This is a genomic window from Henriciella mobilis, from assembly GCF_003576285.1.
Taxonomy (GTDB): Bacteria; Pseudomonadota; Alphaproteobacteria; order Caulobacterales; family Hyphomonadaceae; genus Henriciella; species Henriciella mobilis.
The window spans coordinates 174840-186733 of record NZ_QWFX01000013.1 but is presented as its reverse complement, the minus strand read 5'-3'; the positions used below and the strand labels follow the sequence as shown (position 1 = coordinate 186733).

The following is an 11894-nucleotide window of genomic DNA, read 5'->3' as shown; positions in this document are numbered from 1 at the left end:
CTAGCCTTCCATACCGGCCATGCGGGCACGATCGGCGGCGAACTTCGCCAGCGGCACGACGCGCTCGGCATTCGCAGCCGCGTTGGCATTGGACGCCGTCCCGTCGCGCACTCGCCCGACAATACCCTGCAGGATGCCGGCGAGGCGGAACGCGTTGTAGGCGAAATAATAGTTGAGGTCCGGCATGCCATCGCGGCCGGTATGCTGGCAGTAGAGGTCGACATATTCCTCCAGCGTCGGGATGCCCCAGGCCTTCAGGTCCTTGATATTGGCGATCGAGCCGCGCGACTCGTCATTGCCCGGCATCACCCAGTTCATCAGGTGGTAGGAAAAGTCCGCAAGCGGATCACCCAGCGTCGACAGCTCCCAGTCAAGCACGGCAATGACTTTCGGCTCGGTCGGGTGCAGGACCATATTGTCGAGACGATAATCGCCGTGCACGATGGTCACATCTTCCTTGGCCGGAAGGTTTTTCGGCAGCCAGTCGATGAGCTGTTCCATCTCCGGAATATGCATCGTCTCCGATGCCTTGTACTGCTTGGTCCAGCGGTGAATCTGGCGGGCGCAATAGTCGCCCTCCTTGCCGAAGTCCTGCAGGCCGACGGCCTTGTAGTCCGTATTGTGCAGGTCGGCGAAGGTCTTCACCTTGGCCTCGTAGATCTTGCGGCGCTCGGCGGGCTCATAGTCCGGCAGCGTCTGGTCCCACAGGATGCGGCCATCGACATTGTCCATGACGTAGAAGATCGTGCCGATGACATCCTCGTCCATGCACAGGCCATAGGGCCGCGCGACCGGAAAGCCCGTCGGGTAGAGCGCATTGATGACCTTGAATTCGCGGTCCACGGCGTGCGCCGAAGGCAGCAGCTTGCCTGGCGGCTTGCGGCGCATGACGTATTTCTTGTTCGGCGTGAACAGCTTGTAGGTCGGATTGGACTGGCCGCCCTTGAACTGCTTGACCGTCAGCGGGCCTTCATAGCCCTCGACGTTCTTTTCCATCCAGTCGGCGAGGTTCTGCTCGTTGAACTTGTGCGACTCGGCAACGTCCTTGGTTCCGGAGAACATTTCCTGTGCAGCGGCTTCCGCCATGGGTCTTCTCCCTGTTTGATCTGGTTGCCGCGCACCCTAGCGCGGACACGCAGACGGACAAGCATATCGCAGGGTTAAATGGCGCTCAAAATCGCTGGCTCAGAGCACCCGGCGGCCGATATCCCGCCGGCAGAAACCGCCCGGCCAGTCGATCGCGTCAACGCCTTCATAGGCTTTCGCAATCGCCGTCCTGAGGTCTTCAGCCGTCGCAGTGACGCCAAGGACGCGTCCGCCGGCGGCGATGAGCTTTTTGTCGGCGTTCACATCGGTGCCGGCATGGAAGACGGTCACGCCGTCAATCGCATCGGCAGCCTCCACGCCCTCGATCACCGAGCCCTTCTCGACCGTGCCAGGATAGCCGTTCGCCGCCATGACGACGACTGCGCTCGGCCGGAAGTCCGAGAGGCCCATCATCTCGCAGAGCTGGGCATGCGCCCCGGCAAGGCCGCCTGTTGCGCAGACAAGCAGCGCCGGGACGATATCGCCCGGCAGGCCCGCCATCAGCACCTGGCATTCCGGGTCCCCGAAGCGGGCATTGAACTCGACCACTTTCGGCCCGGCCTCGGTCACCATGATGCCGACATAAAGCACGCCCTGATACGGCATGCCGTCTTCAGCCATGCCTGAGAGCATCGGCTCGACAATCATCGTCTGCACCAGTTCCAGCGTCCGCGCATCGACGACCGGGGCTGGCGCATAGGCGCCCATGCCGCCGGTATTCGGCCCGGTATCGCCATCGCCGACCCGCTTATGGTCCTGGGCGACCGGCAGGTAGATCGCGCCCTCGCCATCAGTCATGACGAAGACGGAGGCTTCCTCGCCCTGCATGAACTCCTCGATGACGATTTCGGAGGAGGCTTCGCCGAACTTGCCAGTCATGAATTCCTCGACCGTATTCTCGGCATCTTCCAGCGTTTCGGCGATCACCACGCCCTTGCCCGCAGCCAGCCCATCGGCCTTGATGACATAGGGCGCCTCCATCGTCTCAAGGAAGTCGAGCGCCTCGGTCAGGTCATCGAAGCGGCCATAGCGAGCCGTCGGCACGCCGTATTTCTGCATCAGATCCTTGGCGAAGCCCTTGGACGACTCGAGCCTGGCGGCCTGCTGGCTCGGCCCGAAGACATCGAAGCCGCGCGCGCGCAACGCATCGGAAGCCCCAGCCGCCAGCGGCGCTTCCGGCCCGATGATGATCAGGTCGGGATTGAGCTGCAGCGCCAGCTCCTGCACCGCCTTCAGGTCGGTGATATCGAGATCGAAGCACGGCCCGATCTTGTCCGTGCCGGGATTGCCGGGCGCCGAGAAGACTTCGTCGACAAGCGGGGACTGCGCGATTTTCCAGGCCAGCGCATGCTCGCGCCCACCGGAACCAAGAATGAGAATTTTCATGGAGCGGGTGATGGCCCTGCTAGCCGCCGCAATCAAGCCCCGAATGAAGCACCATTCCTGCCTTGTTCATGCCTTGTGAACGGGTTGGTCTGAGAATCGGCCGGTAGACATGGCTGGCAAATTCACTTGAAGATGCAGATGCAGAGAAGGCAGAGTGAGCCAATGGCAGACAATTCCCAGAGACGCCGCTTCTCCCGAGACCTCAGCGGGTTGTGGACAGGCTACTACGCTTACGACCTGACAGACGACGCCATCATGTTCACCGCCTGGATCAAGGAAGACGGCGGCAAGATCACCGGCACGGTCCTTGAAGAAAACTTCAGTCCCGAAGCGATGGACGATGAATATGAGTCGACCATTCACGGCTTCCGGCACGGGCTGGATGTCCGTTTCACCAAGATCGTCATCGATGACGAAACCGGCGATCCCATCATGCTGCGCTATCATGGCGACACCGATGCCGACTGCTGCCTGATCTCGGGGGTCTGGTTCTTCGACGACCCATCCGACTGGACGGGCACTTTCATGATGACCCGCATCTCCGGCGACATGAAGGCCCGCGTGACGGTTGGCGCTTCGCAGTCTGACAAAGACGGATCGGACGAAGGGTAAGGCTGGCCGTGTCAGAGGAAAGCGCCTCCAACATTGCCGAACTCTCGGTTTCAGAACTCGCCGCGAGCCTGAAACGGACCATCGAGACCAATTACGATCATGTGCGCGTGCGCGGCGAGCTCGGCCGCGTGACGATTGCGCGCTCCGGCCACATGTATGCCGACATCAAGGATGAGAAGGCCGTTCTCAACACGGTGATGTGGAAAGGCTCGGTCCAGCGCCTGCCTTTCAAGCCTGAAGAAGGGCTCGAAGTCGTGGCCGAGGGCAAGCTGTCCATCTATGCCAGCCGCTCCAATTACCAGATGATCGCCGACTTCATGCGTCCGGCCGGTGCGGGTGCGCTGATGGCGCTGCTGGAAGAACGCAAGAAGAAGTTTGCCGCCGAAGGTCTGTTCGACGAGCGGCACAAGAAAGCCCTGCCCTACCTGCCGCGCACAGTCGGGGTCGTGACCAGCCCGACGGGCGCCGTCATCCGCGATATCCTGCATCGCATCCGGGAACGCTTTCCGGTTCGTGTGATCGTGTGGCCGGCCCTGGTCCAGGGCGATGCGGCCGCTGCCCAGATCGAATCCGGTATTCGCGGCTTCAACGCGATGACCGGCGAGGACCGACCGGACGTGCTGATCGTCGGGCGCGGCGGCGGCTCGATTGAAGACCTCTGGCCGTTCAACGAGGAGAATGTCGTCCGCGCCGCTTTTGAAAGCCAGATCCCGCTCATCTCGGCGGTTGGCCACGAAACCGATACGACGCTGATCGACTATGTTTCCGATGCGCGGGCCCCGACGCCGACCGGCGCCGCCGAGATTGCGGTTCCGGTTCGTCAGGACCTGATGATCACGATCAGCGAATATGGCCAGAGCCTCACCCACGCGCTTTCGCGGCTCGTGCGGCATGACCGCGACCGGCTGCGGGCCGCGCGCCTGCCGAAGCTCGAAACGCTGATCGCCCAGAAGCGCCAGACGGTCGACTATCTTGAGGCGGGCCTGCGTTCGGGCCTGTCCGGCGCGATCAAGTCGAAGCGGATCGAGCTGACTCGCACCGAGGCGCGGCTCCGCCCTGAGCCGCTGCAAATGGATGCCCGGCGCAAACGCCAGCAGCTGATCGATGTCGCGGTCCGCGCCCGTCCAGCCGTGACTCGCGTGATAGGCGAAAATCGCACAGCGCTCGCCTCTCAGGCGAAACTGCTCGAGACGCTCTCCTATCAGGCGACTCTCGACCGCGGCTTCGCCATTGTGAAAGATGCAAGCGGCCGGGTCTTGAAAAGTGCCGGCGCGGTGAAGGCAGGCGACTCGCTCGATATAGCTCTGGCCGATGGACGCATCGCGGCAGACGTGACCGGCGCCGGAGCGGGCGGCAAGGCGTCGAAACCGGGCAAGTCAAAACCGGAGAAGCCAAAACCGGAGAGGTCAGAACCGGACAAGCCGGCTGCCAGCCCGAAGACCTCGAAAGACCCGGATGCGCCGCCCCAAGGGTCACTCTTCTAGGCCGGGACGCGCCTGCCATCCGGCCAGACCGGAATCAGACTGTTTTCGTACTGGAATCATACTGGAATTGTATGGAAATCAGACTCACTCCCGGCCTGGCCGACCGACGGTCTTTCCCGCAAGTTTCCCCCTCAGCCCGCGATGCGGATCCGAAGGATGTTTCCGTTGGTCTCCTCCACGACGACCGATGTGCCCTCGCCCGGATTGCTGCCATCCATCGTCTCGGCAGACCATTCGGTGTCGCCCAGCTTCACCCGGCCCATGCCGCCGGAAAACCCTGAAACAACAAGGGCTCGCTGGCCGATAGTGCGGTTCATCCGCTGGTTCAGCGTCGGGTGATCACTCACCAGGCGCCGCATGCCAGCAAACACCGTCCGCCCTAGGATCAGAAGGCCCGTCGCAGCGGCGGCGAAGAAGATGAGCTGGCCCTGCCAGTCAGAAAGGCCAGCCGGCGCGATGGCGGCAAAGATCGCCGTCACGCCCGCCGCTATTGCAATCCATAGCAGGTCGAACGTGCCAACGGCCATCTCGATCGACAGCAGGATCAGGCCAAGGGCCAGCCAGTGCCAGGCGGTCAGCGGCCACATCAGCTCATTCGCCCACTCCATCACGTGTCCTCCCGACGGCGCGACGAGGGAACGGCCCCGCCACCATTGCGATTTGAGGTCGCTGACTCCGCGAGACCGCGAATGCCTTCAATCGTGCCAAGAATAGAACTGAACTCGGCCGGAATGATCACCGTCTTCTGGTTCTGCGCGGTCGCAAGCTTCTCGAACGCCGTCACATATTGCTGGCCCAGGAAGTAATTGATCGCGTTGACATCGCCCTTCGCGATGGCTTCCGACACCATGGCCGTTGCCTTTGCTTCGGCTTCTGCCTCGCGTTCGCGGGCTTCGGCGTCACGAAACGCGGCTTCGCGGCGGCCCTCTGCCTCGAGGATCTGGGACTGCTTGGCGCCTTCGGCTTTCAGAATGGCCGACTGCTTGTCGCCTTCCGCCGTCAGGATCTCCGCCCGCTTCAGGCGCTCGGCCTTCATCTGGCGCGCCATGGCTTCTGTAATATCCGCCGGCGGGGTGAGGTCGGCGATCTCGATCCGGGTGACCTTCACGCCCCAGGGATTGGTCGCCGCATCCACGACGTTGAGAAGGCGCGCATTGATCTCGTCACGATTGGAGAGCACTTCATCGAGGTCCATCGAGCCGACCACCGTCCGGATATTGGTCAGCGAAAGGTTCTGGATGGCATTCTGGAGGTTGTTGACCTCATAGGCGGCCGACACTGGGTCGATAACCTGAATGAAAACAACCGCATCGCAGGACACCATGGCATTGTCCTTGGTGATCACTTCCTGCGTCGGGATGTCCAGAACACTCTCCATCATGTTCATCTTGCGCCCGACGCGCTGGTAGAACGGCACGATGAAATGAAGCCCGGGGTTCAGCGTCTTCGTGTATCGCCCGAAATTCTCGACGGTGTAATTGTAGCCCTGCGGCACCACAGTGACCGCAGATGTCAGCAGCACAAGACCCGCAACCGCCAGGATAATGGCGACGACAAATGATGGCTCCATACAGGTTCCCTCCTTATGACCTGTACCTAAGATCGGGTGCGATTTGCCGTTTTTCAATAAAATCGGACTCAAAAACGGCGCACACCGATATCGGTATGCGCCGTTCTAGCCCGTATCGGATGATTCCGGGAGGCTTAAATCTGGCCGAGAAGATAGTCGGCGCTGGATACCTTGAACTCGCCGCCATCCTCGACGTTCAGCTGCTCGACGACGCCGTCCTTGACGAGCATCGAGTAGCGCTTGGAGCGGTCGCCCATGCCGAAGCCACTGGCATCCATCTCCAGGCCACACGCCTTGGCGAAGGCGCCGTTGCCATCGGCCAGCATGCGGACCTTGCCGCCGGTCTCGGCCTGCTCGCCCCATGCATTCATGACGAAGACATCATTCACCGAGGTGCACACGATATCGTCCACGCCTTTGCCGTGCAGCGCCTCGGCTTTCTCGATGAAACCAGGCAGGTGCTTGGCCGAACAGGTCGGCGTGAACGCGCCGGGCACGGCAAACAGGGCCACTGTCTTGCCGGCGAAGATATCGTCGGTCTTGCGCGGTTCGGGACCGTTGGCGGTCATTTCCATGAACACGGCTTCGGGCAGTTTGTCGCCAGTCTTGATCGTCATTGAAAGCTCCTCTTCAGCTGATCGCTACTTAGGCACGACCGGCGAGATGATCAATGAACGCTTGCCAATCCATGGCCCCTGAGTCAGCCTGTCTGGTGAAGAAAGGGCACAGGCCATGATTGAGGACCTGACCGGCAAACTCCTTATCGCCATGCCCGGGATTGGTGACAGCCGCTTTTCCCGATCCCTCGTGATGGTCTGCGCGCATGAGCCCGATTACGCCATGGGCATCACCCTCAACAAGCCGATCGATGACCTCACCCTGCCACAACTGTTGACCCAATTGGGCATCGAGCAGGATATCCGCGTTCCCGACACGGCCGTTTTGAGCGGCGGACCGGTTGGCACAGACCGCGGCTTCGTTGTCCATACTGACGACTTTTACTCCGATGGCGCGACCATGGATATCGGCGATAATTGCTGCCTGACCGCCACGCGCGACATCCTTGTGGCCATCGCAACCGGCGAAGCGCCCCGCGAATCGATGATGGCGCTGGGCTATTCCGGTTGGGGGCCTGGACAGCTCGAAAGCGAGATTGCTGAAAATGCCTGGCTAATCGGTACTGTCGACCCCGACCTCGTCTATGGCACCCGCCATGAAGACAAGTGGGCCCGCGCACTGGAGCTGATCGGCATAGACGCCTCGCGGCTCCATTTCGGCGGCGGGACTGCCTAGCCGCCCTGCTCCCCGGCCGAGACCAGGAGCCTCGCTGCCTCGGTCGCAGAAACCGGATGGGAAAAGGCAAAGCCCTGCGCATACTGGAAGCCGAGCGTGCGTAGCAGGCCGATCTGTTCCAGATTCTCGATACCCTCCGCCGTCGTGCTCATCTTCAGGCGCGAGGCGAGCAACGTGATCGTTTCGAGGATTACGCGAACCTTTTCCGAACCGGTCTGGCGAATGAGATCGGGATCGATCTTCAGGCCATCGGCAGGCAGAGAGGCGAGCCAGGAAAACGACGAATGCCCCGACCCGAAATCATCAAGGATGACGCCGGCGCCCACCTCTTTAAGGGCCGTTGCAACACGGACGGCTTCAACGTCATCGCGCAGGGCCGCCTGCTCGGTCAGCTCGATACGAAGCTGGCCCCGCGAAAAACCATGACCTGATACCAGCGCTTCAACAAGGCTGGGCAGATCCTCACTGGCAAGATCGCGCCCCGTCAGATTGACATTCACGAACAGGCCGTGGTGCCCAGCTTTCTGCCATGATGCCAGCGCCTCGCTAGCCCGGATCAGCATGTTTGGCGCCAGGGCATCATCGCTCAGCGCCTGTCCGCCAGCCTGGTGCGAGGGCGGTGCACCGTCCCAGCGCGCCAGTGCTTCAAAACCGGCAATGCGGCCTGTCGTCAAAGACACGATCGGCTGAAACGCGGCATCCAGCCCCGGCCCGGGCGCAGGGATGATGCCGCCATCAAGAGACGTATCATCGCGGACGAGGTCGCCAGAGGCGCCGCCACGCGCATCAAACCGGCCGACCAGACGAATGGCGCCCCCGCTCGACAGGCCGACCGCACATGCGATGTCCCTGCGGGCTCCGGAGGCTGGGTCGAGCGCGCGCTCAAGCCGGCTCCGGCTGAACCCATCCAGCAGGACGCCGAGCGCGTTCAGTGACCAGGAACCGCTGATATCGTCGAGCGCCGCACTCCGGTCCGGATCGATGCGCAAACGTTTCAGGTCCGGATCCCAGGACCAATGGCCAACAGTGGTGGCGGTTTCGTTTTGCATGATGGCAGCCTAGTTCTTTCCAGCTTCGCTGGCGAGAGGTCTAGAGGCGCTGATGGTCGCGAATAAAGGTCCTGACCACAGCAAGATCGTTTGCGACGCGGTCGAATTCTTCGTCGCGCGCAATCACGCCCTGTACCCGGTGCGGCAGGTCTGGTGTCAGACCCGTCGCCTTTTCAACGGTTTCGGGAAACTTCGCCGCATGTGCCGTGGCCAGGACAACGGTCATGGCGTCACTCTCGGGCAGGCTGCGCGCAACCGAGGTGCCGACAGCGGTATGCGGGCAGATGAGCCAGCCTGTCTCGTCATGCACGCGCTTCATTTCTTCCAGCGTATTGGTGTTCGAGACGCGCTTCGCGCTGAGGCCCGTGCAAGCCAGCGGGCCCTTGATTTTTTCCGGCAGGTCCACGTCGCCACCTTGTGCGAACTGGTTGTAGATCTGACGGATCAGGTCCGCATCGCGGCCAGATGCTTCGAATGCGATCCTCTCGAAATTGCTCGGGATGGAGATATCCATGGCTGGACTCGGCGTCGAGACGGCACTCGCCCGCGCCATGCGCCCTTCCCCGAGGAGGACGCGCAGCGCATCGTTCTCATTCACGGCGCAGACGGCTTCGAATCCATGCAGCAGGCCACAGCGGGCCGCAACATAGCCGGCCAAAGCATCGCCCATATTGCCGCTCGGCACGACGATGCGCAGCGGACGGTCCGTGCCAAGCGCGGCCTGCGCTGTGGCATAGTATACGGCCTGCGCGGCGATCCGGGCCCAGTTGATCGAGTTCACGCCCGACAGGCCCGACCGCACGACAAAGTCGCGGTCGGCAAAGAGGGCCTTCACGATGGCCTGGCAGGCATCGAAGTCCTCGTCGATCGCAATATTGTGGACGTTGCTCGCTCCCGTCGTCGTCATGAAGAGGCGCTGGACGGGCGAAATACGCTCAAATGGATGCAGGATGAAGAGATCGACATTGCTCGCCCCGGCGAAAGCCGCCGCGGCTGCGCCGCCCGTATCGCCGGAGGTCGCGCAGGTTACGCTCATCCGCTCACCCCGGCGGGAAAGAACCGTATCGAAGAATTGCGCGATGAGTTGCATCGCCACATCCTTGAAGGCCAGTGTCGGCCCGTGATGCAACTCCATCAGGAAGGCATTCGGCCCCCACTGTACGAGTGGCGCGACGGACTGGTGCGCGAAACTCGCATAGGCCCGCTCGCAGATGCCCCGCAGGGTCGCCTCATCGAGTTCATCCTCGGCGAAGGCCGCGAGTACGCGAACGGCTACGTCGACATAGGTTTCGTTCGGTCCAGCCGGTTCAATCCGGGGCCATGTCTCTGGAACGAAAAGGCCGCCGTCCGGGGCCAGCCCTGACAGGCACGCATCGACAAAACTGGCCGGGCTGGCCTGGCCGCGGGTCGAGATGAATTTCATGGCTCTAGCTCTAGTCCTGCTTCTTGAAGCGCAGCCGCCCTCTGGAATGATGGAAGGCGGCGTACACGCCAATGAGCGCGATGGCCAGCCCCCACCATGTCAGCGCGTATCCGAAATGGCGCTCTGGCGGCAGCGGGTCGCGGACGACAGGGGTCGCATAGGGATTCTCGGTCTGGCGCGAGCGCGAAAGCTCTTCAGCCAGCCGAACCGTCAGGATATCCGGTTCGACCACGCGGGGCTGTGTATCCATCTCGTATCCGAGATTGGAGAGCATCGCACGGCCATCAAAATGATACCAGGAATCGTTGGCGGGATCGTTCTTGCCGCCGAAGCTCTGCTTGCCGGGTTCACGGATGAAGACGTTCGCTTCATAGGCAACCGGACCGGCATCCGAGATGGCCATCGGCACCGGCCTTGTGCCAGACGTTGCGTCCCAGAGCACGAGCACCAGCTCGCCCTGTCCGTCGATCCGGCCCGGCAGGTAACGCCGCCAAACCGCTTCGCCGTCGACAATGCCGTAGACCTGTTGCGCATTGCCGGGATTGGCCGTGTCGACGTCGACCAGCACAGGCCCGAACTGGGCCGCCTCTTCTGGCGCCTTGCCCAGTTTTTCCGAGTATCGGCCGTATTGCCAGTTTCCCAGCCAGATCAGGATGGCGAGGCTGACAATGGTCAGGACGCTCATCAGCGGAAGGGGACGGAAGCTCATTGTGCGTCTCCGCCGGGGCCCCCGTCAGACCATTGCGCTTCTTCTGCCTTGTTCTTCCATTGCAGGGCGAACATCAGCGACTTGAACGGCCGCAGAAGCATAACGGCAAGGACCACGATGACCGGCGTCCAGAGGATGAGGTGCACCCAGAAGGGCGGCGAGAACAACGCCTGCACCAGCAGCACAGGCGGCATGATCAGGATGCCGAGCAGGAACATGACGAAAAAAGCCGGCCCGTCACCCGAGTCGGCTTTCGAGAAGTCTGCCCCGCAAGCCGTGCAGGACGGGGCAAACTCCAGATATGATCTGAATACCGGGCCTTCCCCGCAGGCCGGGCAGCGACAGCGCAGCCCGGCCGATATGGGAGAGACCTCGCGTGCCACGGTAAACTAGTGGCCCATCACCAGGTACGGGATGACGTAGACGAAGGCGAACAGGAACAGCCAGACGACGTCCACGAAGTGCCAGTACCAGGCGGCGAATTCGAAACCGAGATGCTTCTTGGCAGACATGCCGCCGCTCATCAGGCGGATCAGGCAGACGATCAGGAAGATCGTGCCGATCACCACGTGCGCGCCGTGGAAGCCCGTCGCCATGAAGAAGGCGGAGCCATAGAGCGTGCCGTCATAGGTGAAGCCAGCATGGGTGTATTCGAGCACCTGCAGGCCGGTGAAGCTGACACCGAGCACGATCGTGATGAAGAGCATCAGGATCGCGGTCTTGCGGTTATCATGCTGCAGGGCGTGGTGGGCTGCGGTCACGGTCGTGCCCGAGAGCAGCAGGACCAGCGTGTTCATCAGCGGCAGGTGGAACGGGTCGAACACCTCGACACCGGCCGGCGGCCATTCTGCGAAGCGGCTCAGGCCTTCCTGGTAGATCGGGTTTGAGACATCGAACGTCTCGCCGACGCGGGCGCCATGGAAGATCGCGAACTCGAAGAAGCTCCAGAACCAGGCCACGAAGAACATGACTTCCGAAGCGATAAAAAGGATCATGCCGTAGCGCAGGCCGATCTGCACGACGGGTGTATGGTCGCCTTGGCGGCCTTCCTTGATGACTTCGCGCCACCAGCCGACCATGACCCAGATAATGCTGGCAAAACCGACCGCCAACAACCACCAGGTGCCTTCCGGCATGCCGAACAGGCCCTTCATGTAGGTCACGGCGCCAAGCGCCAGAACGATCATGCCCATCGAGCCGAACAGCGGCCAGGGCGACGGATTTACCAGGTGGTAGTCGTGTTTTACTTCATCATGAGCCATCGGCCGGCATCCCTCGCATA

13 protein-coding genes are annotated in these 11894 nt (G+C 62.0%); 3 read left to right on the top strand and 10 right to left on the bottom strand.

Annotated features, from left to right (window positions below; translation table 11 throughout):
• The gene (locus D1223_RS11390; RefSeq protein ID WP_119376554.1) at window positions 1–1086 is read right to left on the bottom strand and encodes a phosphotransferase family protein; all 1086 of its coding nucleotides are present in this window, start codon (window positions 1084–1086) and stop codon (window positions 1–3) included.
• A 99-nt stretch (window positions 1087–1185) separates the two neighbouring features.
• Window positions 1186–2472 carry a phosphoribosylamine--glycine ligase gene (purD, locus tag D1223_RS11385; protein WP_119376553.1) on the bottom strand — a complete coding sequence of 429 codons (1287 nt, stop codon included), beginning with the start codon at window positions 2470–2472 and terminating at the stop codon, window positions 1186–1188.
• A 162-nt stretch (window positions 2473–2634) separates the two neighbouring features.
• Here purD and D1223_RS11380 point away from each other — a divergent pair, with 162 nt between their 5' ends.
• Both D1223_RS11380 and xseA read left to right on the top strand, forming a co-directional pair.
• Window positions 2635–3084, top strand: coding sequence for a hypothetical protein (locus D1223_RS11380; RefSeq protein WP_119376552.1), 450 nt, complete (start codon window positions 2635–2637; stop codon window positions 3082–3084).
• Between the two features lie 8 nt (window positions 3085–3092).
• Window positions 3093–4568 carry an exodeoxyribonuclease VII large subunit gene (gene xseA, locus D1223_RS11375; RefSeq protein ID WP_119376551.1) on the top strand — a complete coding sequence of 492 codons (1476 nt, stop codon included), beginning with the start codon at window positions 3093–3095 and terminating at the stop codon, window positions 4566–4568.
• A 131-nt stretch (window positions 4569–4699) separates the two neighbouring features.
• Here xseA and D1223_RS11370 read toward each other — a convergent pair whose 3' ends face one another.
• From D1223_RS11370 to D1223_RS11360, 3 genes are all read right to left on the bottom strand, one after another.
• The gene (locus tag D1223_RS11370; protein ID WP_119376550.1) at window positions 4700–5176 is read right to left on the bottom strand and encodes an NfeD family protein; all 477 of its coding nucleotides are present in this window, start codon (window positions 5174–5176) and stop codon (window positions 4700–4702) included.
• Window positions 5176–6138: an SPFH domain-containing protein gene (locus D1223_RS11365; RefSeq protein WP_119376549.1), complete on the bottom strand. Its 963-nt coding sequence runs from the start codon at window positions 6136–6138 to the stop codon at window positions 5176–5178. The genes D1223_RS11370 and D1223_RS11365 overlap by 1 nt, the downstream gene beginning before the upstream one ends.
• Window positions 6139–6272: 134 nt before the next feature.
• A complete protein-coding gene (locus D1223_RS11360) occupies window positions 6273–6755 on the bottom strand; it encodes a peroxiredoxin (RefSeq protein ID WP_119376548.1) in 483 nt (160 codons plus the stop codon).
• A 115-nt stretch (window positions 6756–6870) separates the two neighbouring features.
• On the opposite strand from D1223_RS11360, the gene D1223_RS11355 reads away from it, so the two are divergent.
• Window positions 6871–7431, top strand: a complete 561-nt coding sequence (locus D1223_RS11355; RefSeq protein ID WP_119376547.1) for a YqgE/AlgH family protein — start codon at window positions 6871–6873, stop codon at window positions 7429–7431.
• Here the strand turns inward: D1223_RS11355 and D1223_RS11350 are convergent.
• Genes D1223_RS11350 through D1223_RS11330 form a run of 5 tightly spaced genes read right to left on the bottom strand, consistent with a single transcriptional unit; the run spans window position 7428 to window position 11874 of the window.
• Window positions 7428–8480: an EAL domain-containing protein gene (locus D1223_RS11350; protein ID WP_119376546.1), complete on the bottom strand. Its 1053-nt coding sequence runs from the start codon at window positions 8478–8480 to the stop codon at window positions 7428–7430. The two genes, D1223_RS11355 and D1223_RS11350, sit on opposite strands and share 4 nt — an antisense overlap.
• Window positions 8481–8520: 40 nt before the next feature.
• Window positions 8521–9903, bottom strand: coding sequence for a threonine synthase (thrC, locus tag D1223_RS11345; RefSeq protein WP_119376545.1), 1383 nt, complete (start codon window positions 9901–9903; stop codon window positions 8521–8523).
• Between the two features lie 10 nt (window positions 9904–9913).
• Complete coding sequence (locus tag D1223_RS11340) at window positions 9914–10612, bottom strand: SURF1 family cytochrome oxidase biogenesis protein (RefSeq protein WP_119376544.1); 699 nt, start codon at window positions 10610–10612, stop codon at window positions 9914–9916.
• Window positions 10609–10995: a DUF983 domain-containing protein gene (locus D1223_RS11335; protein WP_119376543.1), complete on the bottom strand. Its 387-nt coding sequence runs from the start codon at window positions 10993–10995 to the stop codon at window positions 10609–10611. Before D1223_RS11335 ends, D1223_RS11340 begins: the two co-directional genes overlap by 4 nt.
• A 6-nt stretch (window positions 10996–11001) precedes the next feature.
• Window positions 11002–11874, bottom strand: a complete 873-nt coding sequence (locus D1223_RS11330) for a cytochrome c oxidase subunit 3 (protein WP_119376542.1) — start codon at window positions 11872–11874, stop codon at window positions 11002–11004.
• Between the last annotated feature and the right edge of the window lie 20 nt (window positions 11875–11894).